Here is a 24,697-nt window from a genome sequence, read left to right as displayed (position 1 = left end):
GCAGCCATGAAACGAAGGAGCAACCCAGCATGTCCGGCATTTTTCAACAGGCCCGGTCGTTTGCGACGAAGCCGACCAGCCCCGGTGCGGGTCTCGTGGGCGTAGTCGATAGTACGAAGTTGGACCGAACTGGCAGGCACCCTCCACTCGGAAGGCTGTGTTTTCCGCCCGAAACCCGCCTGAAGTTCGTGGTATCGCCTACGCCTCACCCCATGACCGGCCTTACGGGTCGACCGGCTCGTGGTATCGCCTACGCCTATGGTGTCGCCGCGGTTCGGACGCGCGTGAGCCGACTGGTTGACGACGGAGTGGGTCATGCCGAAGAGTAAGGCGGCCGAACCAGGCCTGTCGAAAGATCGGGCGCCGGCCGGCACTGCCAAAGACGCAGTGGTTCCGATGCAAGGCGACCTCTTCTCCATGGACAGCCCACTACGCGGTGGTGTTCATGGCGAGCTATCGCTGATGGCATACCCCTTCTTCGCACTTACGAAGCAGGCATGGATGAAGCCGCTTGCCTACAGCACCGGCGAGATCAGTATCGAGGTGCAGCCTGGCCATAAGGGTGTCGCCAACATCTACGATAAAGAGGTTATCCTCTACATTGCCAGCCTTATGGCTGCGAAGATCGAGAACGGCGAGCCAGTAAGCCAAAACTTCCAGTTCACTGCTAATGACTTCTTCCGGGTCACCGGCGCTACACCGTCATCCAACGCGTACACAAGATTGTACGAGGCATTGGAACGACTGCAGAGCACGCAGATCAAGACTGACATCGAGACTGGTGGCGAGGGCGAAGCGGGATTCTTCTCCTGGGTCGAGACTGCCCGCCTTCAATATACCAAGACGCGAACCGGCGAGCGCAGGCTCAAGGCCGTGAATGTTCGTCTGTGCGATTGGCTGTTCCGGGCGATCCTCAAGGATCGAAGTGTCATGCAATACGCACCCAGCTACTTCCAACTGAGCCCGATCAACCGTCGGCTCTATGAAGTCGCTTGCTTCCTGCGCTTCTCCGGCGTGACGTCGATAAGGTTGGGTGATCTACAACACCAGATCGGCCATCAAAGCCTGACCCGTCTCTTCAAGCCTTACGTTGTCGAGGCTGCAAACGGCACAGTCCCGGGCTTCGAGTTTTCTATCCAGGCGGCCGAAGGCGCCTCAAAAAGCAGCAAGGTCTCGGACGAGGTTGTTGTCATTCGCGAGGTTCCGACTGTCCTGGCGCCGATGAAGCGATCGAAAGCTGCTTCCGAGAACTGATCGGATTTGATCACGACAGTGGGAGGCGCGACTCATTACCCCTGCCCGCCTTGTCAGCACTGCCGATCGCGTTGAAGGCCAACTACCATTCGCTTAGGCGTAGCCGATACCACGAACTTTGCGTTGCCGCGTAGTCGATACCACGAACTTATCGCTGCGGGCGTAGTCGATACCACGAATCTTTTCCGGCGAGCGTAGCCGATACCACGAATACTCGTGGTTTCTTAACCTTTGCATCTGCGGCACTGTGCTCGGGCGACCTTCCGTCGCATTTTCTGGAGCTATGACCGTGGCCACATAAACGAATGCCCGGCACGAAGGCCGGGCACCCTGGAACCGTAAGATGGGCAGCGTCGCCAAACGCTGACCGGTCCGCGATAGACCTCCCATCTAGACGATCCTGACACCTGGTTCAAGGGAGCGCGATTCGCGCCACGCACGAGTTATGCCTGCTGACGGTCCCTCCATCCGAGGGGGCGAACGATGAACTATACGCAAACGGCTTTCACCGGCCGGACCGGGGCGCGGCCGATCACGGCACTGACGCGCGAGCTCACCCGGAGGATGAAGGTCGTCGACGAGAGCGCCGTCCAGATATCCAAACAAGACGCTCGCAGGGTCGTGAAGGCGCTGAAAGGCGCGATCGCGGTCAGCAACGGCGCGATCGAGACGCTAATGGATCTTGTCCAGCTCACCTGGGAGGCCGACTGGGCCGCCGACCGCCCGCTCGTCGTCTGGCCGAGCAACCAACATCTTGCGGACGAGGTCAGGAAAACCGTTGCCTGCATCAAGGCGCGGCTGCGTGAGCTGCGCGCCGCAGGCTTGATCCTCGCGCGAGATAGCGCCTCGGGACGTCGAAGCGGTTTCCGGAACCGTGACGGCGTCATCGTCGAAGCCTACGGCCTCGATCTCTCCCCCATCCGGCTGCGCTATGCCGAGCTGAAGGAAGCCGGCGATCGCCTCAACGCCCTCTATGCGCTCTTCAAGAGCGGCAAGAAGGAGATCGCGCGTGTCCGCCGGATCGTCGGACAGGCACTCGCGCAGGCCGCTGATCTGAGCCTCACCGGACCGCACTGGATGGCACTCCAGGACGCGATTGACGAGATCGCGTTCGCTGCCGCGCAGGCCAGGACTATGGGCGACGGCGAAGGCTACCAGGCCGCGCTCGACCGTCTTCCTGGCGTTGAGGATCTCGTCGGAGAGACCATCGATCGCTTCATGTTTACAGAGGAAAATAACCCGTCGGGGTCATCGGTATCACCCGACATACACATACAAACCATTCCCTCTAAAAATACCGTACATGCTAAGCGAGGATGTAGTTCTGACCCGGAGGTGAGCCTTCCCGATCAAGCGGTGCTGCCCCCCTCCCCTTCTCAGAGCAGCCTCAAGGTGCGGCCTTGCGATCTTGCGGAGATGTTCCCGACAACCTCGATGTATCTGACGGAGGCCCGACCGCGGTGGCCCGACGTTCATAACGCCGCGGCGCGCCTGCGGCATGACCTCGGCATCCGTTCCGGAACGTGGGTGGATGCGATCGATACGCTGGGTCGCGACGGCGCTGCTGTCGCAGTCATGATCACTGCGGAGAGAGAGGCGCGCAATGAGATCCGCCTTACAGCGGGCGCTTATTACGCCGGGATGGTCGCGCGGGCGAAGCGCGGCGAGCTCGACCTTGAAAAGAGCCTATGGGGTTTCAGGACTGAGCGAATGGCTGCGCATTAATGGCCAACGTCTGCCCCGTTCGCGACAAGACGGCCGTCGGCCCCCTCGCCTGCTTGTTTCAGTCAGGGAACCGGGTCACGATTGTGGCTCGGCTCTCACCTTGAATCCTATTTGCGAAGCCACAAATTGGTCGAACGAAGGGAGAACGCCATGTCTAACGTCAGTCGATTGGAAGCGCACCGCTTCTACCAGAAGAAGCAGGAGCAGGAAGAGAAGCGCATGAAGGCATTCACCCTCAGCGCCAGCCTGTCCGTCGCCGGTATGAGCTATTCGCTTGGGCAGATGCTGCTGATCTTCTTCGGCACCCGGACCCCTGACAGCGGAGCGATGATGCTGCGCTACGCGGCTGCGCTTATGGTGTCGGCGGCTCTGGGTTACGCGTCCGCCAAAATGGCGGAACGGTATGCTCGCCGGTATGACAATTACAACGGCATGCTGCCGGAGCGGAAGCGCAGCCGAAACCCCAATACTCCCTTCTGGCGCTAAGCAGACCCGAAAAGCCCCGGCATCGCTGCCGGGGCCGTTCATCGCTCGGAGTGGACGACGCCGCGTCGAGTCAGTCGGCCATGCCGGAGCGAGTCAGTTAGCTTGCCACCATCAGTCATCAGCACCCACGCGTCCGGGCAGGTTGGTAACTTTGCACCCCCAAGAGGGTTAAGCGATCGTCAGCATCTTGCTGCTAGGTGGTCAATATGCCCCAAGCGACACTCCAGGCCTGGCTCTCCCTCTATGCCGCCGTCGGCGTCATGGTCGCGATGTGCGCCGTCTTCGCGGTCATCAAGACCGCCTATGACTATCGCACGGGAAACAGCCGGCTGCCTACCACGACCATGCTCGACAAGGTCCTCGTCGCGCCGCGGCTGTGGGTTCGTTGGCAGCTCAACTACCTCTTGGGTGCACCGGCTATACTCGGGATCGCGATCTACTTTGCCCATTACCTCGGGTTCGGCACGCTCGTCGACGTGTAAGCCAGCAGCTGGACCCCCCTGCCCCGCCAGCCTGCCGCACTCGGCATCGCGGCGGTTTGCACGGATGCGGCTCGATAGGCACCGCTGCTCCACCCCTTGGTGATCGCCGCAACGTAATCGATCGTCTCCCTGAAGGGTGGGATCCTTCCCAAGGTTCGTACCCTGCCAGGGCCGGCGTTGTAGGCCGCCAGTGCGAGATCGACGCGCTTGAACTCGTCCAGGTGAGACCGAAGGTATCTGGCCCCTCCTCTCAGATTGGCCAGCGGATCTCGGGAGTCGAGAACACCCAAGCCGCGGGCCGTGTCGGGCATCAACTGTGTCAGGCCTACCGCGCCCTTATTGGAGACGATCAAAGGATCGTAGCGGCTTTCCTGGGCGACGAGCGCATCGAGTAGCCCGGTAGGCACGCCAGCCTCACAGGCGACGGCGGAGATGAGAGGGAAATAACGCGCTCGGCGTGCCTCCTGCCACGGAGCCAAATCTCCTCGCGGACGGTAAGGCGTCATCGAGCAAGCGGCCGGACTGTACATGTAAGGCGCGACGACGCTCTGAGCGACCTGAGCCGCACCCGTCATCACCCTCCCCGTCTGCATCCAAAGCGGAATCGCAATCGGCGGGCTTGGAACGTCCGTGGTCGTATGTGCTTGCTCGGCCAGGGCGATGCTCCGGAAGTCATCCTGTAAGGCTTCCGGCGAAACGCCCTGCTGCTCGCTTGATGGTGGAAGTGGCTTCGGCGCCGTGCGGCCTACATCAATCACCACACCGTCAGCCAAATCACGGAATGCGACCAGTTCAGCTTGCCGCTGGGACGCGTCGGCAGGGCCGAGGGCGACGGAAGCCGCGACCAATCCTGTGACTAATCTCAGCGCGCCGGGGTGCTTCATTTGTCGAAACAGCCATTGGACGGAGGCATGGTCAACGTGGAAAAAAATTACCCTGCCCGGGAGGAGAGCGCATCGGGAACCCGACTTTGCGCTTAAACAGATTTACGACGAAGCGCATCTGCTGAAATGCGGGCGACATCGCTGTCGAAGTGGCTATGCTCCGCCGTCCGCGAACATAGTGACGGAGGAAGGCTCGCCAGCGAGGATTGGGTTGGACCAAACCCCGGACGCGCCGTCATGCCAGACCCGAAAGGGCACGCCGGCGAAGATGGCGAGGACGGTCGAGCCGTTTGAGAGAGGAACGGTGCGTTCGATGCGTTGCCCCCCTGCCCGGCTCTTCTTCGTCGACGAGCCGCTTAGCTTTTCGCCAACTGTGGCTGTCCACGTCTCCCCGTTCGATCGGAAAGTGATTGAGCGGATGCGTTTGCCTGTCGGCGCCGGTGCACACCCGCAGGCCAGCGCGAGCTCATTATACGCTTGCTCTTGGTCCTTGGCCGGAACGCCCGGCACGAAGAAGGTGGACCCCTGCGCTGCTGCCACTCGCTTGAACCTTTCATCGAACCGGATGCTATTCCGCGATCGGAGGGAGGTGGGATCGCCCTAGCCGACACTGCAGCTGGCAAAACGCATTTACGGAAAGCCGGCGATACGGAAAGGCGCATTGCCGGCCTTGCGGCGACACGCCGATACGTAAAAGCGGAATTACGGCGCCTCGTATTTCTGTACCAGCAGGTCACGGACCTCGTCAGCGATTTTCGTGCCCCGCATCGCGCACTGGGACTTGATCGTTCGATGGAGGCTCTCCGGTATGTCGATCGTCAACCGCTTCATCTTGACGTCCGCGGCGGGAGGTTCGGCAAGCTTCTCTGCTCCCGCTCCCACCCAGGCATCGGCGCCAGCGGCGGGAGGCGCGCCAGCCGTTGGGCGTCGGCCTATCGTCACTTTCTTGGTCATGCCACAAGCTCCATCAGTTCGGCCCGTACGGCCTCGATTTCCGCTGCCGCCGCACTCTTGCCGTCGATCTCGAAAACAGCGCGCCCGGTGGCCGCTGCCTCGGCAAACACGACGCGCTGGACGATCTGCGCCGTCATGGTCGGGATCTGATATGCTGCCAAAGCCTCAACCACGTCGCGCCCAATTGCCGTTTTTGCGACTTTGCGATTTACCACAAATGTGGCCTTCAGGCTTTCCTTAAAAACGGACGCTTCGACGATAAGCTTGACCACCTCGTCCGCGGCCCAGATGTCGTAAGGCGAAGGCTGGACAGGGACCAGCACCACATCCGCCGCCATGATCGCCGATCGCGCCAGTTCGGTCACACGAGGCGGTCCGTCGATGACGACATGATCGTAGCCCTGGCCGATCTGGTCCAACTCCTTGTGGATGGTCGGTCGAGGGAAGCCGACCACCGAGATCATCGGCTGCTCCTCGCGAGCCGCGGCCCAGTCGAGCGAACTGCCCTGGGGGTCGGCGTCGATCAGCAACACGCGCGAGCCGTCGCGTGCGAGGCTTGAGGCCAGGTTCACGCTCAGGGTCGTCTTTCCGACGCCGCCTTTCTGGTTGAGCAACGCAACGATCATGAGAGGCACCTTCCGTGGAAACGTGTAATCGTAAAACCTGCAAAACGTAAAGCCGTCTTATCGGCTTGCCGCTTCGTCGTCTACTCGCAAACCCTGCGATGTGCTTTTCTGTAGGAGGGAAGAGGGCGGGAGGGGGTGAAAGGAGACGGGAATGTCCCTGATCGCTCTCAGACCCACCCAGCGCGTTGTCGATATCGTGGGTGCCCTTGGCGGCACCTGGCGGGGCTATATCGCTACCTGCCGCTGCCCAGCACACCAGGACAGCGATCCCAGCCTGTCCGTGCGCCAGGGGCACGACGGCATTCTCGTCCATTGTTTTGCCGGTTGCGATCCGGGAGACGTCCTGCGCGAAATCTCCCGCCTACGACCCTCCGGAAGCCATCAGCCACCGCCCGCCCGGCACCGCCCTGGCGGGAGCAACGTCGGACGGCTCTGGGAGGAGGCCCTTCCCGCGGACGGTACGGCAGCCGCTGAGTATCTCGACGGGCGGGGCCTGCGCCTGCCACTCGACGATATCCGCTTTCATCCACGCTGCCCGTGGGGTCCAAAGCCTTCCACGCGCTTTCTGCCCGCGCTCATCGTAGCGGTCCGAGAGGGCTCCCACCTCCGTGCGATCCAACGTATCTTCCTCGACACGACGAACGGTGGTTACCTGGACAAGGTGATGCTCGGCGCTCCCGCTGCCGGTGCCTGGCAGGGGGGCAGGGCGGGGGAGACCCTCGCCATTGCCGAAGGCTTCGAGACGGCTGCGGCGTTCACCCAGATCAATTGCATACCATGCTGGGCGACGTTGGGGGCGGCCCGCCTTGATCGCATCCAGATCCCGAGCAACGTCACACGACTGATTATCGCCGAAGACAACGATCCCGAAGGACGGCGCGCGCGCAGCAAGGCCTGGCGAGCCTATCGGGAGCGTGGGCTTGCGCTCGCCCGCATGCCACCGCCGGAACAGTACGGCGACTGGGCCGACGTGCTGAGGCCGAGGAGCTGAGAAGGGGAGGGGGAGCGGGGGAACTGAGCTGCAGCACGCAGACAGTTCTGGAGACCCACCCCATGACCGACCTGTTCGATCCCAAGCATGACCGCGCAACCGCCTGCACCGACGCTGCCCGCATGCTTTTGCCGCTACTCGGCGGACAGACGAAGCTCAGCCGACGCGACCTCAACGAGGCGATGGTCCACGCCTTCGGTGGTTCGGACGCAGAGGGGCGCTGGACGCAGCGCGAGAGCTTCGAGGTGCTCGAGCATGCGCTGGCGCTCCATCTGGTGAGCGGTTCGCAGCCGCTCCAGACTGCGGCCGACCTCCCACTCGCCCTCGGCTTGCTCGATCGCCTGCCGACGCAAACGGTGCGCAGCGAGGAACAGATCGACTGGCAGCAGTTCTCGACACCTGTCGACATCGCAGCCGTGGCCGTCCTGCTCGCGGCTGCACGACCGACGGATGTCGTGCTCGAGCCCAGCGCCGGAAACGGACTGCTTGTCGCTCAACTGTCGACGATCGCCGCCCTGCAGCTCAACGAGATCGATCCGGCGCGGCGGGCGCGGCTCTCCGCCACATTTCCCCATGCCGTCGTCTCCGGTCATGACGGGGCAACGATCGGCAGTACGCTCACAGCTTTGCAGCGCCCCAGCCTCATCCTCATGAATCCGCCCTTCTCGCGTTCGGTCGGTCGCGGTGCCGACGCGCTCGCCGCGGTCCGCCATCTTCAAGCCGCGCTGAAGCGGTTGCGGCCAGGCGGGCGCCTCGTTGCCATCATGCCGGACTGGTTCGCCCATTCCGCACGGATGGCCGATATCTGGACGACGACACTTGCGGGAACGGCCCTTCGCACCTCCATCCGCCTCACGAACGGCTACGGAAAGCACGGCACCGGCGTCGCGGTTCGGATCTACGTGATCGACAAGATCGTGGGCGACATCTCAGGGGTCACGATCGCTCGTCGGAACGTGGCTGAGCTGGTCGACCTGCTTGTCATTCCCGATCGCGCTGCCCTGCAGGAGGACAACGCATCCTCGGCGGTCAAGCGGGGAGGGGCGGTGTCGCTCCTGCGAGCGATGAAGTCGCGCCCGGCTGCCGCGCCGCGCATCTTCCGGGCGCCGACCCGCAACGAGGTGCTACCGGTCGGCTACAAGGTGCTCGACACGCCAGCGCCTATCGCCGAGCAGGTCGGGGTCTATCTGCCGTACCGGCCTAGCCGCATCGTCTTCGACGCGGCCGGCGAGCATCCGACCTCGCTGGTCGAGTCTGTGGCGATGGGCTCCATCCCGGCTCCCATCCCCTCGCACGTTCCGCACCTGCCGGAGCGCACCGTGTCGGACCGCCTCCTGTCGTCGTCGCAGCTCGAAACCGTCGTCTACGCGGGGCATGCCTGGACGCAGTTCATCCCGGGGATGTTCTCCTGCGACAAGGAAGGCGTGGCGCTCGTCCTCGACGCTGCCGGTCGGCAGTATCGCAAGGGCTTCTTCCTTGGCGATGGCACTGGGGCCGGCAAGGGGCGCCAAGTCGCTGCCATCATCCTCGACAACTGGCTCGCAGGGCGTCGCAAGGCGATCTGGGTGTCGAAGAACGAGGCGCTCCACGCAGATGCGGTTCGCGACTGGACGGCGTTAGGTGGGATGGCCGCTGACGTGCAGCCGCTGTCGCGCTGGAAGATCGATGAGCCGGTGACGATGAGCGAGGGCGTGTTGTTCGTCACCTATCCGACCCTCCGGTCGGGTCGGGGTGACGCAACGCGGCTCGATCAGATCATCGCCTGGGCGGCCGACGACTTCGACGGGGTGATCGCCTTTGACGAGGCACACGAGATGGGTGGCGTCGCCGGCGGGGAGGGTGCCATGGGCACCAAGGCGGGCTCACTCCAGGGTATCGCCGGCGTTCTCCTCCAGAACCGTCTCCCGGCCGCTCGCGTGCTGTACGCGTCTGCCACCGGTGCCTCAGAGGTCAACAACCTGGCCTATGCCGTCCGGCTCGGTCTGTGGGGACCCGAAACATCCTTCGCCGATCGCGAGGCATTCATCTCCGAGATCCGTCAAGGCGGCATCGCCGCCATGGAGCTCGTCGCCCGCGACCTCAAGGCGACTGGCCTCTACACGGCGCGCGCGCTGAGCTTCGCCGGCGTCGAGTATGACATCCTGCGACACGAACTGACCCCCGAACAGATCGACGTCTACGATCGATACGCCGATGCCTGGGGCATCATCCATCGCAACATGGAGAAGGCGCTCGAGATCACCGGCGTGGTCGACGCGATGGACGGTGCGACCAAGAATGCCGGCGCCAAGGCGGCAGCGCGCTCCCGGTTCGAGAGCTGCAAGCAGCGCTTCTTCGGCTCGCTGCTCCTCTCATGCAAGCTACCGACCGTGCTTGCGGCGGTTCGCCAGCATCTCGATGCCGGGCAATCCGTCGTCCTTCAACTGGTCAGCACCGCCGAGGCGATCCTCAACCGTCGCCTGGGTGAGCTCACTCCCGACGAGCGCGCCGAACTCGATATCGACTTGTCACCGCGCGAAGCGGTTATCGACTATCTGACGCGTGCGTTTCCCGTCCAGCAGATGCGGGACTACCGCGACGACACTGGCGAGGTGCGCTCGCGCCCGATGATCGACGTCGACGGTCACGCGGTCACCAATCCGGAGGCCGAAGCCGCGCGGGACGATCTCATCGAGCAGCTCTGCGCTCTCCCGCCGATCGCCGCGGTGCTCGATGGCGTCCTCACCTACTTCGGCCACGACGCCGTTGCCGAGGTGACGGGTCGAACCAAGCGCCTCGTCCCGGCCGCGAACGGCACCCAGAAACTCGAGACGCGATCGGGCAGATCGACCCAAGCCGACGCCGCAGCGTTCATGGCCGGCACCAAGCGCATCCTCGTATTCTCCGACGCGGGCGGAACCGGCCGGTCGTATCATGCCAGCCTCGACGCCCTGAACCAGGAGCAGCGTGTCCACCTCTTGCTCGAACCGGGCTGGCGCGCCGATCGCGCGATTCAGGGGCTCGGACGTACCCATCGCACGCATCAGGCCTGCTCCCCGCTGTTCCGCCCTGTCACCACCGACTGCAAGGGCGAACTGCGGTTCACCTCGACGATCGCGCGCCGGCTCGACAGCCTCGGTGCGCTCACCCGCGGCCAGCGCCAGACCGGTGGACAAAACCTGTTCGATCCTGCCGACAATCTCGAAAGCGAGTACGCCAAGGCCGCCCTGATCAGCTGGTATCACCTTCTCAAGAGCGGGAAGCTGAAAAGCACCAGCCTCCAGGATTTCACTCATCGCACCGGCCTCGAACTGACCGATCAGGATGGGGTCCTGAAGGAGGAACTCCCGCCCATTCAGCGCTGGCTCAACCGCTTGCTAGCCCTGCCGATCGGCCTGCAGAACGTCATCTTTGACGAGTTTCTCGCGCTGGTGGAGACACGCGTTGCGGCCGCTCGGGATGCCGGCACCCTCGATGTCGGGGTCGAGACCATGCTGGTGGAAACCGCGACCGTCCTCGATGATCGCATTCTGCGAACCGACACAGTTAGCGGTGCCACCTCGCATCTGCTGACGATCGAGGTCGCTCGTCGTCGCCATCCGGTCTCGCTCGACCGAGCGCTGCGTCTCGCCGACGCCGACGACACCGCGGTCTTCGTAAAGAACGCCAAGTCGGGGAAGGTCGCCCTTAAAACCCCGGCGCGTGCCGGAATGACGGAGGACGGCATGCCCGTGCTGCGCATCGAGCTGATGCGACCCACCCGCCGCGAGTACCTAGCTGCAGACGACCTCTATGAGACCGCCTGGGAGGAGTGCGCACGCGAGACCTTCGCCAAGGCGTGGGCGGAAGAGGAGGAGCAGGCGCGCAATCACGTCGACACAGAGACGATCCGACTTGCAACAGGGCTCCTCCTGCCGATCTGGTCCGCGCTGCCCAGCACACATCTGGCGGTCAGCCGTATCGTCGACGCCGAGGGGCGGTCGTGGCTTGGCCGCATCGTGTTCCCCGGCGACCTGCACCAGCTCTTCGGCAAGCTCGGGCTCTCGGAGGAGACCTCGCTCACACCCAGCGAGATCGCGCGGGCCGTTGAGAACGGCAATGTCATCCCGCTCAAGCGGCCGTTCGCCTGCGAGATCAAGCGGGCACGCGTGAACGGCCTCCCGCGGATCGAGATCGTCGGTGCGCCCGCCAGCCAGCTTGCCTGGCTCAAGTCCCTCGGCTGCTTCACCGAGGTGATCGCCTACAAGACACGCGTGTTCGTACCGGTGCCCGAGGCGACCGTGATCCTGCAGCGTGTGCTTGGCGATCGATGAGAGCGAAGCCTCTTTACCGCCAACGGCGTCCGGGATGCGCCGCCCGCGCATGAGCGCGGGCACCGGAGCGATCGGGACAAGGAAGGAAAGGGGGAGCGGGAAGGTGTCCGGTTTGGGTGCGGCGAGACGTCGCGCGGCCGGGCACCTGATGGAGACGACGATGACCCAGACCGTGCCACTCGCGAAGCTGAAGCGCTCCGAGAAGAACGTCCGTACCACCCCGCCCAGGAACATCGAGGCGATGGCCTCGAGCATCCGTGCGCGCGGCATCATGCAGAACCTGCTCGTTACCGCCGCACGGCCCAAGGGGACGTACGAGATCATCGCCGGCGATCGGCGTTATCTCGGCGCGATGATGCTCGCCGACGCTGGCGAGATCGACGCGGCGACCTACGGCGTGCCGGTCAAGATCGTCTCCGGCGACGACGCGGACCTGCGGGAGGTGTCGCTCACCGAGAACTTTCAGCGCGAGCCGATGACCGCAGCGGAGGAATGCGTCGCATTTCAGCATTTCCTTAAATCCGACGGTGACATCGACGCCGTCGCGAACCGGTTCGGCCAGACGCGACGCTTCATCGAGGGCCGGCTGCGGCTCGCCAATCTCGCCGAACCGATCTTCGAAGCGCTGAGCGAGGGACGCATCACGCTGGAGATGGCCAAGGCTTACGGCTCCACCGAGGATCAGGCCAAGCAGGAGCGCGTCTTCCAGCAGTACGCCCATTCTTCCTACGTGAACGCCGATCAAATCCGCCGCGCGATCGTGAACGACACGATGAAGGCGAGCGACCCGGTCGCGGTCCTCGTCGGCACCGACGCCTATGTGGCTGCAGGCGGCAAGGTCGAGTGCGACCTGTTCAGCGAGGACGGCGATCGCTGGTCGGATCCGGAGCTTGCGCGGACGCTCGCGGCCGCGATCATGGAGGCCGAGGCGAAGCGCGTCGGCGAGGAGCAGGGCCTCGCCTGGGTCCGGCCGATCGCGACCACCAGCCTGTACGGCGCCACCGCTGATCTGCACCGCGTCACGCTCGAGCCCGCGCCGCTCGGCGAGGATGAGGCGGCACGCTCCGACGCCATCGTCGCGCGCTGCGAGACGCTCGAGGAGCTGATGGCCGACGAGGAGATGGAGGAGACGGCGTACGCGGCTCTGGAGGAGGAGTTCGAGCGGCTCCGTGAGGAATATCAGACGCTGCACTCGCGACCGCCCGTTCTTTCCGACGAGATGAGGGGCAAGGTGGGCACCTTCCTGACCCTCGGCCGCGACGGCAAGATGACGCTGGAGACCACCTACTTCAGCGAAACGCCGCTCCAGGGCTCGGCCGGCGACGGCACGTCCGGCTTGACCCGCAGCGCTCGGGACACCTCGTCGCTTCCGCCCGAAGCGGTTGCTCCCGGCGGCAAGCCGCTGAGTGCACGCCTCCACGACGAGCTCGCGGTACAGCGTCGCGACATCCTGGCGGCATCGATCCTCGCCGACCCCGGCCTGGCCCTCGACTACATGCTGTTCGCGATGACGGACCAGAGCCGCAGCTACAGTCGCTATGGCACCACCGTCACTGCCGGTCGGCCGCAGGATCCTCAGATGCCCAAGGACCAGCCGGCGACCCAGGCGCAGCTCGCCATCGCCGAGGCGCGTGAATCGTTGAACAGCGATTGGACCACGTCGAGCAGCCCGGTCGAACGGTTCGAGGCGTTCCGGGCACTCGATGACGATGCCAAGGCATCCTGGTTGGCCCTCACGGTCGCGTCGTCGCTCGAGGCGAAGCCCGATTACAGCTCGGCGAAAACCAATCCGCTCCACGCCCGCCTCGCCTCGATCCTCGAGATCGACGTCGCCAAATGGTGGCGGCCGACCTCCGCAAACTTCTTCGACCGTGTGTCGAAGGGAACGCTACTCGCCCTTCTCACCGACGTTGGTGGGCCGGTGCTGGCGGCACGCTATGTCGGCTCCAAGAAGGGCGAGATCTCGACGTCGTGCGAGAAGCTGTTCGCCGGCGAGGCCATCACCGAGGCGGAGACCAAGGAAGCCGCCCTTGCGTGGGTGCCGGACGCGATGCGCTTCGACGTGGTGGTCGCGGTCGCTGACGCCGAGTTCGACGAGAGCGTCGATGATGAAACCTCCGAGACGGCGCAGGACGATGTCACCAGCGGCAATGACATCGAGGATCCCGCCGATGGCGATAGCGACGAGGCGGAGGGCGCGCTCGGCTCGGTCAACGACGACGACCACGCGCTGATCGCGGCCGAATAGGTCCAGCGCCATCCCGCTGCCTGGGACCTCCCGGGCCAGACTGGCGGTCGTCTCTCACAAAGGGGCGGCCGCCATTTCCCATCACAAGGGAAACCTCGACATGACCTTTCGTCGGAAAACCGTCGACAAACCGCGCCGCGACGTCGCGGCCGAGATCACCAGCCTCATCATCCAGAAGCTCGAGTCCGGCGTCCTGCCATGGTCTCGCCCGTGGGGTCTCACCGGCGCCGGGGGGCGCCCGCTGCGCCATTGCGGCACGCCGTACACCGGCATCAACAATCTCTACCTTTGGGCGATCGGTGACGCACGCGGCTACTCCGCGCGTACTTGGATGACCTACCGTCAGGCCGAAGAACTCGGTGGCCAGGTTCGCCGCGGCGAGCACGGTTCGCACAGCGTCTATTTCTCGAGCTTCTCGAAGACCGAGACCGATCGCGTTACGGGTGAGGAGGCGAACAAGAACATCCGCTTTCTTCGCTCCTACACCGTCTTCAACGTCGAGCAGATCGACGGCCTGCCGGTCTATTACTATCCGGTCGCCGCGCCGCCCGAACCGCGGGTCGAAAGCGTGCATCGTGCCGCTATCGACGGTTTCTTCGACGCGCTGCCCGCTACCGTGCGGCATGGTGGCGACCAGGCGTTTTTCTCGCCGATCGGAGATTACATCCAGATGCCGCACCGGACGATGTTCCGGTCGGACGATCATTACGCCAGCACCCTCGGCCACGAATACGTTCATTATTCGGGCGCGCAGTCGCGGCTCAATCGCGAGTTCGGCAAGAAGTTCGGCGATCAAGCCTACGCTTTCGAGGAGCTCGTCGCCTCGATCGGGCAGTGCCTCATCTGCGCCGACCTCGGCCTGCCGGGCGAACTGCACGACAACCACGCCAGCTACATCGATCACTGGCTGCGCATCCTGAAGGGAGATTCGAGCGCGATCATCAAGGCCGCGTCGAAGGCCGAGCAGGCCGTCGCGTGGCTCAGGGACGCCGCTGACGAGGGGTCCCAAGCCCGCAACATGCAAGCGCTCGCGGCATGACCGCGCGTCATCACAGGAGCCCAGACCATGCACATCGAGCTGCGCAAGCTGAAGATCGTCGCCGCGCTGTCGGAGGAGACGACCTGCTACAGCGCCGAGATCTGGGTGGATGGGCGGCGCGCTTTCCTCGCGTCCAACCATGGTCACGGCGCGGCCGACATGTTCCATCCGGTAGGCTCGCTCAGCGAAGCCGACGTCGACGTGTGGCTCGCCGCCAACCGCGCGCCAACCCGCTTCGGAGACACTGTGCTGAAGCACACGCTGGAGTTCGAGGTCGCCGCACTGATGACCCGGATCGAGGAAGCCAAGCGGCTCCGGCGCACCTTCCGCAACAAGCTCGTCGTCATCGAGGATGGAAAGGTCTGGTCCTACCCGCTCAAGGGCCGACCGGCCGAAACCGTGGCGTCCGCGATCAAGCGTCAAAAGCCCGCGGCGCGCGTGGTCAATGGCGATGACGCCGCGCTCGAGGAAGCGATCACCATCATGATCGCAGCCGACGAGTTGGCCGGCGGGAGGTGACGCACCATCTCCTCGACCTACTGGCGCCCGGTCCTTCGAATGCCGAATGGGAGGCAGAGAAGGCGGGCTGGCGCGCCCAGGTGATGGGCAATTCCGCGTGCTGCTACCGCCGCGGCAGCCGACTGGCAGGTGCCTGGCATCGTGGCTTCGATGCCGCGGCCCATTCCAGCGACCCGCTTGGCCTCATGCTGTGAAGCCGACATTGCTTGCAGCTGCCCGATAGGAGGTGACCCATGCTTCCCCTTCGTTTCGCGACTCACTTCATGACCGACACGCCTGTCGACCGCGACACGCGACGAGCCCGACTGCTCGCGGCGCGGCGCTACCCCGTCGGAAGCGTGCCACGGCGTGGGATCCTCGGCGGGCACTGGGATGGCGGGACCGTCGTGGGGGCCTTCCGACTAGGGCGTGGATCGTTCCGGTCGACGTGAGCGCCATTAACCTCCGAGCACCGTGATCCAGCCGGGGGAGAAGAGGGAAGGGGGAGCGAGGTTTCGAGCGCGATGTGGCGCTCGGGAGACCTCCACGATGCCCTACGACGTCGCCTTCCGCCACCAGCAGGCACTCGATCCAAGCGCGCTGACGACCATCGTCGCTGCGTTGCACGCCGTCACCACCGCGATCGACGATTGTCGCAACGCCGGCGTGCCGTTCGACGCAGATCCCGGCGTGCTGCTCCTCGCGCGTCACCTCGGCCACATCGCCGGAGCCGGATCCGATGACTCTCTTCTGCGACGCCGCTGCGAGGACAAGATCGCCGAGCTGAAGAAGCACCCGGCACTCGCCACGCTCGCTATCCGGGGCGTCGCCTACGATGCGGCTGCGAAGGATCTCTTCCATGTCGAAGGACACGCGGCCCTGCACCGCCTCGCTATCGCACTCGGACTGAGCGAGGGCGATTACGACCTTCGATCGAACCGCGGCCACGCGTCTCAATCCGGCGAGATCACGCTCCACACCGACGAGGTGCGCGTGCAACTCTCGCTGACCGCACTCGGTCCCGGCCACGAGGTCAACTATCGTCGTGTTCGCGGCCGTCACGACCATCTGGGTGATCGTGCCCGCTACGCCATGGCACGCGAGCTGCTCGCGACCGAGCGTTTCGCTGAACGACTGCAGCGAGAGCTGCGGCTGACGACGTCAGCGCCGGCGCCGGCGCTCCTGGCGGACTGATCGGGTCCGTCTTCGACCCCTATAAGCAAGGAACATCGCCATGGGTTGGCTCAGCATGCCACGGTCGTCGATGACCCCTCATTCGACGCCCAAAAGTTATCTCGACGCGCAATTCACGTACGACCGGCGCGACGCGGAGGGGAAGGGCAGGGCGCTGCGCGTCGTCGCTTCGTCGTGCCTGCGAAACAAGGTCTGGTACGCCGCCGTCACGCCCAGCACCGACGGCATCGACGAGCCCACCATCGCCGTCGTGTGCCTGGTCAGCTGGAACCCCCGCGCAAAGGACGGCTTCGTCTTCGCCTACAAGGATATGGACGAGACGATGGGGCCGAACGAGGCCGCGTGCCCCGAGCGTATCCTCTCCCTGCTCGGCGACACCCACAACGCCTCGGCGCTCAACTGGCGGCGCCGCTGCCTCGACCGCCTCGCCCAGCGATCCGAGCGGCCGCTCGAGCACGGCATGCACATCCGGCTGCCACACCCCATCAAGTTCGTTGACGGGCACGAGGGCACTGACTTCGTCGTCCACAAGCGCGGCCGAAAGATCGCGCTCGCCAAGCTCGGTTCCGATTTTCCGGGTTATCGTATTTCTGGCTTGCGCGACATGCCGTGGACCATCGTTCCCCCGCCGACCCAGACCCGCGTCCACAAGACGGTGTTCGGTTGATCGCCGAGCCGTCCAGCATCAGGATCGATCCCATGCTTCGTCACGATGACCTCACCGCTCCGATCAGCCCCAAGCGATCGCATCTATGCAGCCGCGCCAACGCGCAGGCGGTCGCCGCCCGCATGTTCGACGCTGGGGCGCGCCAAGTCTCGGTCGTGCGTACCGGAGATATCCTTCAGCCCTTCCGGGTCATCCCGGCGCTCGTCGACGATCCGAACGTCGAGCTCGAGCTGCGTTACGCATGAAGACGGCGATCCTCCTTGCCCTTGTCGCACTTGCGGCCTGCGGGGCAGCCGAGCCCGGGCACGAGCCCGCACAGGATCTCACCGGACGAGGCCGCGCGCTGGACGGCGACACCATCAGCATCGACTTCCGGTTCTCAGGGGCGGACGCCTTCGAGCGGAAGCAACTCTGCCAGATCTCCAGCGGCTGCTATCCTTGCGGCAAGCTCGCGCAAGACGCGACCGCCCGCATGCTCCGCTCGGGGGAGGCGACGATCCGTTTGGTTGGCAGTAGCAGCTACGGTCGACCGGTTGCCGTGGTCAGTGTGAACGGCTCTGACCTGGGCGAGCAACTGATCGCTCAGGGGTGGGCGGTGCCGGCCACGAAGTATCTCAGGAGCGATCCGGATCGCGCCGGGCGGTATATGAGCGCTTACGAGGATGCGAGGACCAACAAGCGCGGCGCCCATGCCGGCGCCTGGATCGATCCCGAGAAATGGCGTCGCGGGGAACGCCTCACATGCGAGCGGGCCTGATGCCTGTACCCGCTACACAAAGCGGTCCGGCTGACGATGCCGGACCGCTTTTTTTTTGTTTGGTAGGCTCCAGCCCTATGCCGGGCGATCACGCTTTGCTGGACGATCGATCGGATCGTAGTCGGGACCCGGGTCGTGCGACCAGGAGGCGCCGATCGCAAACTCGGCCTCGAAACGGCCAACCGGGCCATCGGGCTCGGCCGCCACGTAGGGAGCCGGCGCGATCCGCTTCGGCGCCTTCGTGCGATGCAGATACCCTGCCACGCGTCCCCGTCCGAGCAGCAGCGCCTCCAGCCACAGCAGATCATCGATCAGCACACACACGCCACGACCCGCGAGATTGTAGTAGATGCACCGCTGATAATCGTCGCAGCGATTGCCGAGCATCTGCGCCAGCTTCGCCTTGCCGGCAGAGTCGCCCTCGTGGATCCACTCGCATGCCTCCCGCAGCTCACGCACGGAATAGTAGGCATCCTCCGGCTCGATACCGATCGAGGCCGCGGCGATGGCGCGGCGGGTCGGTCGGACATCGGGGTTGAGCGAGGCGTCGCGCAACGTGAGGTCGAGATCGATCGGCCCGGTGAAATCTTGAAGCTTCATGACCTAATCCTCTTGTCCTCCGAACGTAACGTGAACATCTGCGACCTTGCAAGTGTTCATCGGCACCTTTTCACCCTCTGATCTTCCGATATGATCCCGCTCATGTGGCTCGTACCGCGCGACACCAGAGGGCTTACGTCACGCACCGGCGTCCCTGACGTCGTGCGACGCGCGTTGGTGCGCTGGTACAGCGGCGATGGCGAAGACAGCGATCATCGGGCTTCGGTCATCATGGTGGTCAAAGCGCGCGATCATCATCAGTGGATCGCATGCGACTGCCTCGGGGACGCGGCTGACCCACCACTGCTATCGCCAGCCTATCTGTCTGAGGCCGAGACATACTACCTCAGGCGCCTTACGAGCATCCGGCAGCGGCGACCGGAGCACCATGTCGACTGCCCGTTCTTTCGCGAACAGGCACCTCCCCGCATCCGCGAGAAGGCGACCGCGACGCCGCGCACCATCAACGAGCCAGACGGTCTCTTCTCCGCGCACCGGCTCGCGCCTGAGAAGCTCGCCCAGCTTCCTGAAGACGACGAGCCAGATGATCGCACGCGCGGCGTTGCGATACCGCGCCTTGCGCGCCTGCTCTGGCAGCTAATGGAAATGGCTCGGGTCAACGTTGTCGAGCCGCTGGGTAGGGGAGAACCTCGTGAGGCGTCGATGGCGCTGGAGTTCGGACGGCTGCGCAGCGCGGCCGAGCGCGTCGAGATAGCTCCCGGCATTCCGCTCGCACGCCACCTCTACACTCATATAGACCCCTACGAACGCGGCATCGTCTTCGCGAAGCTGCGCGAGGCGGCGCGCCACTGGCCCGCCGAACATGCGCCACAGGCATTCCTCCTGCTCTACGCCGTCGATATTTCGGGAACGACGGTGACGCTGGCGGGCGGACGCGAGCTCATCGTGAAAAATCGCGTCAGGCACATCGGCGTTCATCAGCGCCGGATCGGGCCTCCGTTCCTGGTCCTCGCAGTGATCGGCGAACATAACCCGCGCGAGGGCTATGCTGCGCTTCGGGCGTATGCGCAGCCTGTCGCTCGCCCCTCCAACTTCATTGCCGTGCATAATGCAGCGGAGCGCGAGACCATCGTGGGTCTGCTCGATCTGCAATACCGACTCCGCCGGCGCGGCATCGGCATCGGGTTCAAAAGGCTGCTCTTCGACGTCGCGACGAGTGCGGGCGAGGTCCGCCCCGATCTGCTCCTCGATCTACGTGACTTCACAACAGGAGAGGTCATGGAAGCGGCGCTGGAGGTGGTCACCGGGCACGACGCCGACACGTTGGGCCTCAAGATGCGACAGGTGGAGAAGCTCCGCGAGATCGCTCCGGTGGTGACGATCCATGCCGAGGACCTGGAAGATGGCGCCCTCGAAGCGGCCGTGCTCGACCAGCTGCATATCGGGTGATGGTACCTAGCAGGGACGTACGTGCGAGCTGGCGTAACCCGCTTTGTCGAGGAGACTGTCACCTATCCCGATTTGGATCGAATTGCGGGAATCGAAATCGCTTCTCGAAACTCGTCGGCTACGAGAATTGGGACAGTGGCGACGGTGATTGACATCGCACGGTGAGCATGGCTGATTAAGCGTATGGGGATGGCGATCTCCCCACGAGGCGTCAGCCAGAGAATCGCGTCCAGCACGAACACGCAAGGGACGCGTCATGCCTGCTCCAAACGCTATAACACCGGACAAACTTGCCCGCCTTGTCGCATCGCCCAGCGCGCCGCGTATCATCGATCTGCGCGACAGACCGACAGAAGCCATTCCGGGATCACTGTTTCCAGTTCTCCTTGATCCGACCCAATGGGGATATGCCTCCGGGTCATCAGCGGTCCTCATCGACACCGATGGTAGTGGTCTGGCAGTTGCAGCGGCCGCCATTCTTCGCAGCGAGGGTGTAGCGGCCGAAGTCTTGGACGGCGGGTTCGCCGCATGGGCGGCAAGCGGGTTGCCTACCGTTTCCCTGGTCCATCTGCCGCCACGACATGACGATGGCCAAACATGGTGGGTCACACGAGCGCGGCCCAAGGTCGATCGCATCGCCTGTCCCTGGCTGATCCGACGGTTCGTCGATCCGCAGGCCCGCTTCTTGTTCGTCGCGCCCGGTGACGTGCTGACCGTCGCCAAGCAACAACAGGCCGAGCCGTTCGACGTCGCGGACGAAGGCGTATTCTGGAGCCATCGCGGCGAGCGTTGCACCTTCGACATCATGGTCGAGGCCTTCGGCCTCGACGCGCACGAACCGCTGGTCCGCCTCGCGACGATCGTGCGGGGCGCCGATACCGATCGGCTCGACCTTGTGCCCGAGGCTGCTGGACTGCTCGCCATCTCGCTTGGCCTGTCGCGTATCCACAGTGACGATCACGCCCAGCTCGAAGCCGGCATGGCGGTATACGATGCGCTCTATCGCTGGTGCCGTGACGCGCAGGGCGAGAAGCACAACTGGTCCTCGCATCAGCCGGCGCGCGGGAAGGTGTCGTCATGACCGCGGTGACAGCCGACGTCGCGACGCCGACGCGCCCGGAACCGGTCACGCTCGGCCAGGCCTTCTGGGTCTGGCTGCGCATCGCGATGCTCTCGTTCGGCGGTCCTGCCGGACAGATCGCGGTAATGCACCGCATCCTCGTCGACGAAAAACGCTGGATCGGGGAGCAGCGGTTCCTGCACGCCCTCAACTATTGCATGTTGCTGCCAGGGCCAGAGGCGCAACAGCTCGCCACATACATCGGCTGGCTGATGCACCGGACGAAGGGCGGCATCGTCGCCGGCGTGCTGTTCGTTATTCCCGGCGCGGTCGCGATCATGGCGCTGAGCTGGGTCTATGTCCTCTACGGTCGCGTCGGTATCGTCTCGGCGCTGTTCTTCGGCCTCAAGTGCGCGGTATTGGCCGTCGTGCTTCAGGCGGTCGTGCGGATCGGCGGACGGGCGCTCAAGTCGACGCCGGCAAGGGCGCTTGCCGCGCTGGCGTTCGTCCTGATCTTCTTCGCCGGCGCGCCGTTTCCGCTGATCGTGCTGGGTGCCGGCCTCATCGGATGGTGGTCGACCCGGCAAGGCAGCACGGCCTTCAGGGGCGGAGGGCACGGCGCGTCCAAGGGCACGATCGTAGCCGACGCGGATACACTACTCGGCGAAGAGCTGCCCGCCCATGCCCGGCCGACATGGGCTGAGACGGTCCGCACAGCGCTGGTCTGGCTGGCTCTCTGGCTCGTGCCGGTCGCGGCGCTGTTGATCGCGCTCGGTCCCGATGACGTGTTCAGCCGCATCGCGACCTTCTTCTCGACGATGGCGATGGTGACGTTCGGCGGGGCCTATGCCGTCCTCGCCTATGTCGCGCAGCAGGCGGTCGAGAATCATGGCTGGCTGGGGCCGAAGGAGATGCTGGACGGTCTTGGCATTGCGGAGACGACGCCTGGGCCGCTCATCATGGTCCTGCAATTCGTCGGCTTCCTCGGCGCCTATCGCGGGTCCACCGGGCTGTCCCCGCTGTTGGCTGGGACGCTCGGCGGGCTGCTCGCGACCTGGGTAACGTTCGTGCCGTGTTTCCTGTGGATCTTCCTCGGTGCGCCCTTCATCGAGCGACTGCGCGGTAACGCTGCCGTCGCGGGCGCGCTGTCGGCGATCACCGCGGCGGTCGTGGGCGTCGTACTCAACCTCGCGGTGTGGTTCGCGCTGCATACGCTGTTTCGCGAAACGACGATGGTGGCAGCAGGGCCGTTCCGCTTCGATGCGCCGGTGCTGACCAGCATCGATCCGGCCGCCTTCGTCCTCTCGCTGGGCGCAGCCTACGCGATCTTCATGACGCGGGCGGGGGTCATCACGACCCTGCTGGCGACGTCGGCTGTGGGGCTGGCGCTTTATGGGCTTGGGGTAATCCGATGAATAGCGGAGAGAAGTCGATGGATGCGATCGATCGTCGTGCGGCGCTGGGTCTGGGGATCGCAGCGGGTGCCGCCTCGTTGGGCGGGCCTGTGGCCGCACAAGCTCCTGCCAACCCGGCGCCAGCCTTCACGCCCCGGCCGCTACCGTTCGATGCAGCAACGCTTCCCGGGCTGTCCGCCAAGCTGCTGACCAGCCACCACGACAACAACTATATTGGTGCGGTCAAGCGCCTCGGAGCGATCAAGGCCGAGTTTGCCAGGCTCGACCCGATGACGGCACCGGGCTTCACGCTCAACGGGCTGAAGCGTGAGGAGCTGATCGCCTGGAACTCGATGATCCTGCACGAAATCTATTTCGCGGGCTTGGGCGGTGCTTCGCGGCCGGGCGCACGGCTTTCGCAGGCGATCGAACGCGACTTCGGCAGCCATGCGCGCTGGGCGGCCGAGTTTACCGGCATGGGCAAGGCGCTGGCTGCCGGGTCGGGATGGGTATTGCTCACCTGGAGCGAACGGGACGGGCGTCTGACGAACCAATGGGCTGCCGATCATACGATGACGCTGGCAGGGGGAACGCCGCTTCTGGCGCTCGACATGTACGAACACGCCTATGCGATCGACTATGGCGCGAAGGCCGGCGATTACGTTGATACGTACATGAAGGTGCTGAGCTGGGATGCTGCCAGTCGCCGGTTCGAGCGACTGGCGGCACCGATCTAGGCAAGGACTGGTTCGGCCACCTTGCGGCGTCGCTGAAAACGCGACGCCCATGCGGTGATCGCCGGCAGCACCAGCAGCGTCAGCGCGGTCGACGTGATGAGGCCGCCGATGACGACCGTGGCGAGCGGGCGCTGCACCTCCGCACCCGTGCCGGTGGCGAGCGCCATCGGTACGAAGCCGAGCGACGCAACCAGCGCCGTCATCAGAACCGGACGAACCCGCTCCATCGCACCATCGGCGATAGCCCGATCATCGTCCTCGCCTTCCTCGCGGTGCTTGCGGATCGCGCCCATCATGACGAGGCCGTTGAGGACCGCGACGCCCGACAACGCGATGAACCCGACTGCGGCAGTGATCGAGAAGGGAATGCCGCGCAGCAGCAGGGCGAAGACGCCGCCCGCGAGCGCCATCGGCACCGCGGAGAAGACGATCAGCGCGGGGATGAAGCCGCCAAGCGCCATGTAGAGCAGCGCATAGATCGCCAAGAAGCAGATCGGCACCACCAGCATCAGGCGAAGCCGCGCCGATTGCAGACTCTCGAAGGTGCCGCCCCAACCGGTATACATGCCGGCAGGAAGCGGCATCGCATCAATGCGGGCTTCGGCTTCCTTGACGAAGCCGCCAAGGTCGCGTCCACGCACATTGACCTGAACGGTCATCATGCGCTTGCCGTTCTCGCGGCTGATCTGATTCAACCCTTGCGTATAATTGAACCGCGCCACCTCGCGCAGCGGGATCGAGCGCGCGGTCTGTCCCTCGGGCGTCGGCAGCATGACCGGGATCGCGCCCAGCGTATCGATGTCGTCACGCTGCGCGTCGGGCAGGCGCACCACCACCGAGAAGCGCCGATCGCCCTCGAATAACAGCCCGGCTTCCCGGCCGCCCAGCGCGGCCGAGACGGTGTTCGCCACCTCCTCGACCGAGAGGCCAAGCCGTCCGGCAGCCTGGCGGTCGATCTGCACGTCGAAGGTGGGGGCGCCGTCCGTCTGCTCGACGCTGACGTCGCCCGCGCCCGGGATGGTGCGCACCGCATTGGCGATCTTCTGGGCCTGTGCGGTCATTGCATCGAGGTCGTCGCCATAGAGCTTGATCGCCACGTCGGCGCGGACGCCGGCGATCAGCTCGTTGAAGCGCATCTGGATCGGCTGCTGGATTTCGGTCCGGTTGCCGATGACCCCCTTCATCCGCTCCTCGATGCGGGCGATGATATCCTCCTTGGTCTTTACCTCCGCCGGCCATTCGCTTTCCGGCTTGGGAATGACATAGGTGTCCGACGAGTTGGGCGGCATGGGATCGGTGCCGAGGTCGGCGTTGCCGTTCTTGGAGAAGACCAGCGCCACCTCCGGCAGCGTCTTCAACGCATCCTCGATCCGCATCTGCATCTGCGTCGACTGGTCGA

General features: G+C 64.7%; 22 protein-coding genes. 17 read left to right on the top strand and 5 right to left on the bottom strand.

Annotated elements, in window-relative coordinates:
* Positions 1-315: 315 nt before the first annotated feature.
* The 4 genes from ACFDS6_RS14010 to ACFDS6_RS13995 all read left to right on the top strand — a co-directional run bounded on the left by ACFDS6_RS14010 (position 316) and on the right by ACFDS6_RS13995 (position 3,947).
* Entirely contained in the window at positions 316-1,254 is a 939-nt protein-coding gene (locus ACFDS6_RS14010) for a replication initiator protein A (protein WP_286165232.1), read from the top strand.
* 483 nt (positions 1,255-1,737) lie between these two features.
* Positions 1,738-2,979 carry a plasmid replication protein RepC gene (gene repC, locus ACFDS6_RS14005; RefSeq protein ID WP_116462939.1) on the top strand — a complete coding sequence of 414 codons (1,242 nt, stop codon included), beginning with the start codon at positions 1,738-1,740 and terminating at the stop codon, positions 2,977-2,979.
* 150 nt (positions 2,980-3,129) lie between these two features.
* Positions 3,130-3,465 carry a hypothetical protein gene (locus ACFDS6_RS14000; protein ID WP_133178095.1) on the top strand — a complete coding sequence of 112 codons (336 nt, stop codon included), beginning with the start codon at positions 3,130-3,132 and terminating at the stop codon, positions 3,463-3,465.
* 206 nt (positions 3,466-3,671) lie between these two features.
* Positions 3,672-3,947, top strand: a complete 276-nt coding sequence (locus ACFDS6_RS13995; protein WP_056433691.1) for a hypothetical protein — start codon at positions 3,672-3,674, stop codon at positions 3,945-3,947.
* On the opposite strand, the gene ACFDS6_RS13990 is transcribed toward ACFDS6_RS13995, so the two are convergent.
* From ACFDS6_RS13990 to parA, 3 genes are all read right to left on the bottom strand, one after another.
* Positions 3,914-4,831, bottom strand: coding sequence for a lytic transglycosylase domain-containing protein (locus ACFDS6_RS13990; RefSeq protein WP_066689898.1), 918 nt, complete (start codon positions 4,829-4,831; stop codon positions 3,914-3,916). The two genes, ACFDS6_RS13995 and ACFDS6_RS13990, sit on opposite strands and share 34 nt — an antisense overlap.
* A gap of 702 nt (positions 4,832-5,533) precedes the next feature.
* A complete protein-coding gene (locus ACFDS6_RS13985) occupies positions 5,534-5,785 on the bottom strand; it encodes a plasmid partition protein ParG (RefSeq protein WP_116462937.1) in 252 nt (83 codons plus the stop codon).
* Positions 5,782-6,411 carry a ParA family partition ATPase gene (parA, locus tag ACFDS6_RS13980; protein WP_056433696.1) on the bottom strand — a complete coding sequence of 210 codons (630 nt, stop codon included), beginning with the start codon at positions 6,409-6,411 and terminating at the stop codon, positions 5,782-5,784. Before parA ends, ACFDS6_RS13985 begins: the two co-directional genes overlap by 4 nt.
* A 151-nt stretch (positions 6,412-6,562) precedes the next feature.
* Between parA and ACFDS6_RS13975 the strand changes: the two genes are divergently transcribed.
* The 9 genes from ACFDS6_RS13975 (at position 6,563) to ACFDS6_RS13935 (ending at position 18,097) form a co-directional block, all read left to right on the top strand.
* Entirely contained in the window at positions 6,563-7,402 is an 840-nt protein-coding gene (locus tag ACFDS6_RS13975) for a toprim domain-containing protein (protein WP_116462936.1), read from the top strand.
* Between the two features lie 62 nt (positions 7,403-7,464).
* Positions 7,465-11,694 carry a strawberry notch-like NTP hydrolase domain-containing protein gene (locus tag ACFDS6_RS13970; RefSeq protein ID WP_375272710.1) on the top strand — a complete coding sequence of 1,410 codons (4,230 nt, stop codon included), beginning with the start codon at positions 7,465-7,467 and terminating at the stop codon, positions 11,692-11,694.
* A gap of 160 nt (positions 11,695-11,854) precedes the next feature.
* Positions 11,855-13,942, top strand: a complete 2,088-nt coding sequence (locus ACFDS6_RS13965; protein WP_165800946.1) for a ParB/RepB/Spo0J family partition protein — start codon at positions 11,855-11,857, stop codon at positions 13,940-13,942.
* 100 nt (positions 13,943-14,042) lie between these two features.
* Complete coding sequence (locus tag ACFDS6_RS13960) at positions 14,043-14,981, top strand: ArdC family protein (protein WP_174195144.1); 939 nt, start codon at positions 14,043-14,045, stop codon at positions 14,979-14,981.
* A gap of 27 nt (positions 14,982-15,008) precedes the next feature.
* The gene (locus tag ACFDS6_RS13955; protein WP_174195143.1) at positions 15,009-15,500 is read left to right on the top strand and encodes a hypothetical protein; all 492 of its coding nucleotides are present in this window, start codon (positions 15,009-15,011) and stop codon (positions 15,498-15,500) included.
* Between the two features lie 528 nt (positions 15,501-16,028).
* Positions 16,029-16,673 (top strand): hypothetical protein, encoded by a 645-nt coding sequence (locus ACFDS6_RS13950; protein ID WP_116463019.1) that lies wholly within the window; start codon positions 16,029-16,031, stop codon positions 16,671-16,673.
* 40 nt (positions 16,674-16,713) lie between these two features.
* On the top strand, positions 16,714-17,340 hold the full coding sequence (locus ACFDS6_RS13945; RefSeq protein WP_116463018.1) for a DUF6927 domain-containing protein: 627 nt from the start codon (positions 16,714-16,716) through the stop codon (positions 17,338-17,340).
* Positions 17,337-17,585 (top strand): hypothetical protein, encoded by a 249-nt coding sequence (locus ACFDS6_RS13940; RefSeq protein WP_116463017.1) that lies wholly within the window; start codon positions 17,337-17,339, stop codon positions 17,583-17,585. The genes ACFDS6_RS13945 and ACFDS6_RS13940 overlap by 4 nt, the downstream gene beginning before the upstream one ends.
* Entirely contained in the window at positions 17,582-18,097 is a 516-nt protein-coding gene (locus ACFDS6_RS13935) for a thermonuclease family protein (RefSeq protein ID WP_116463016.1), read from the top strand. The genes ACFDS6_RS13940 and ACFDS6_RS13935 overlap by 4 nt, the downstream gene beginning before the upstream one ends.
* 75 nt (positions 18,098-18,172) lie before the next feature.
* Here the strand turns inward: ACFDS6_RS13935 and ACFDS6_RS13930 are convergent, their stop codons facing one another.
* Positions 18,173-18,697 (bottom strand): hypothetical protein, encoded by a 525-nt coding sequence (locus ACFDS6_RS13930; RefSeq protein ID WP_116463015.1) that lies wholly within the window; start codon positions 18,695-18,697, stop codon positions 18,173-18,175.
* 102 nt (positions 18,698-18,799) lie between these two features.
* Between ACFDS6_RS13930 and ACFDS6_RS13925 the strand changes: the two genes are divergently transcribed.
* From ACFDS6_RS13925 to ACFDS6_RS13910, 4 genes are all read left to right on the top strand, one after another.
* A complete protein-coding gene (locus ACFDS6_RS13925) occupies positions 18,800-20,107 on the top strand; it encodes a hypothetical protein (RefSeq protein ID WP_207771728.1) in 1,308 nt (435 codons plus the stop codon).
* A gap of 256 nt (positions 20,108-20,363) precedes the next feature.
* Positions 20,364-21,188, top strand: a complete 825-nt coding sequence (locus ACFDS6_RS13920) for a sulfurtransferase/chromate resistance protein (RefSeq protein WP_116463013.1) — start codon at positions 20,364-20,366, stop codon at positions 21,186-21,188.
* Positions 21,185-22,582 carry a chromate efflux transporter gene (gene chrA / locus ACFDS6_RS13915; RefSeq protein ID WP_116463012.1) on the top strand — a complete coding sequence of 466 codons (1,398 nt, stop codon included), beginning with the start codon at positions 21,185-21,187 and terminating at the stop codon, positions 22,580-22,582. The genes ACFDS6_RS13920 and chrA overlap by 4 nt, the downstream gene beginning before the upstream one ends.
* A gap of 17 nt (positions 22,583-22,599) precedes the next feature.
* Positions 22,600-23,298, top strand: a complete 699-nt coding sequence (locus tag ACFDS6_RS13910) for a superoxide dismutase (RefSeq protein ID WP_116463011.1) — start codon at positions 22,600-22,602, stop codon at positions 23,296-23,298.
* On the opposite strand, the gene ACFDS6_RS13905 is transcribed toward ACFDS6_RS13910, so the two are convergent.
* Positions 23,295-24,697 (bottom strand): efflux RND transporter permease subunit (locus ACFDS6_RS13905; RefSeq protein ID WP_375272708.1); only part of this gene is annotated, 1,403 nt, incomplete at its 5' end. The genes ACFDS6_RS13910 and ACFDS6_RS13905 overlap by 4 nt on opposite strands.

It is taken from the genome of Sphingomonas sp. (genome assembly GCF_042095875.1).
GTDB lineage: Bacteria > Pseudomonadota > Alphaproteobacteria > Sphingomonadales > Sphingomonadaceae > Sphingomonas.
This window is presented reverse-complemented; position numbering and strand designations above follow the sequence as displayed.

Bases quoted from the DNA above. Each gene is read 5' to 3' on its own strand.
- ACFDS6_RS14010 (WP_286165232.1), top strand. From the start codon at position 316: ATGCCGAAGAGTAAGGCGGCCGAACCAGGCCTGTCGAAAGATCGGGCG.
- repC (WP_116462939.1), top strand. From the start codon at position 1,738: ATGAACTATACGCAAACGGCTTTCACCGGCCGGACCGGGGCGCGGCCG.
- ACFDS6_RS14000 (WP_133178095.1), top strand. From the start codon at position 3,130: ATGTCTAACGTCAGTCGATTGGAAGCGCACCGCTTCTACCAGAAGAAG.
- ACFDS6_RS13995 (WP_056433691.1), top strand. From the start codon at position 3,672: ATGCCCCAAGCGACACTCCAGGCCTGGCTCTCCCTCTATGCCGCCGTC.
- ACFDS6_RS13990 (WP_066689898.1), bottom strand. From the start codon at position 4,831: ATGAAGCACCCCGGCGCGCTGAGATTAGTCACAGGATTGGTCGCGGCT.
- ACFDS6_RS13985 (WP_116462937.1), bottom strand. From the start codon at position 5,785: ATGACCAAGAAAGTGACGATAGGCCGACGCCCAACGGCTGGCGCGCCT.
- parA (WP_056433696.1), bottom strand. From the start codon at position 6,411: ATGATCGTTGCGTTGCTCAACCAGAAAGGCGGCGTCGGAAAGACGACC.
- ACFDS6_RS13975 (WP_116462936.1), top strand. From the start codon at position 6,563: ATGTCCCTGATCGCTCTCAGACCCACCCAGCGCGTTGTCGATATCGTG.
- ACFDS6_RS13970 (WP_375272710.1), top strand. From the start codon at position 7,465: ATGACCGACCTGTTCGATCCCAAGCATGACCGCGCAACCGCCTGCACC.
- ACFDS6_RS13965 (WP_165800946.1), top strand. From the start codon at position 11,855: ATGACCCAGACCGTGCCACTCGCGAAGCTGAAGCGCTCCGAGAAGAAC.
- ACFDS6_RS13960 (WP_174195144.1), top strand. From the start codon at position 14,043: ATGACCTTTCGTCGGAAAACCGTCGACAAACCGCGCCGCGACGTCGCG.
- ACFDS6_RS13955 (WP_174195143.1), top strand. From the start codon at position 15,009: ATGCACATCGAGCTGCGCAAGCTGAAGATCGTCGCCGCGCTGTCGGAG.
- ACFDS6_RS13950 (WP_116463019.1), top strand. From the start codon at position 16,029: ATGCCCTACGACGTCGCCTTCCGCCACCAGCAGGCACTCGATCCAAGC.
- ACFDS6_RS13945 (WP_116463018.1), top strand. From the start codon at position 16,714: ATGGGTTGGCTCAGCATGCCACGGTCGTCGATGACCCCTCATTCGACG.
- ACFDS6_RS13935 (WP_116463016.1), top strand. From the start codon at position 17,582: ATGAAGACGGCGATCCTCCTTGCCCTTGTCGCACTTGCGGCCTGCGGG.
- ACFDS6_RS13930 (WP_116463015.1), bottom strand. From the start codon at position 18,697: ATGAAGCTTCAAGATTTCACCGGGCCGATCGATCTCGACCTCACGTTG.
- ACFDS6_RS13925 (WP_207771728.1), top strand. From the start codon at position 18,800: ATGTGGCTCGTACCGCGCGACACCAGAGGGCTTACGTCACGCACCGGC.
- ACFDS6_RS13920 (WP_116463013.1), top strand. From the start codon at position 20,364: ATGCCTGCTCCAAACGCTATAACACCGGACAAACTTGCCCGCCTTGTC.
- chrA (WP_116463012.1), top strand. From the start codon at position 21,185: ATGACCGCGGTGACAGCCGACGTCGCGACGCCGACGCGCCCGGAACCG.
- ACFDS6_RS13910 (WP_116463011.1), top strand. From the start codon at position 22,600: ATGGATGCGATCGATCGTCGTGCGGCGCTGGGTCTGGGGATCGCAGCG.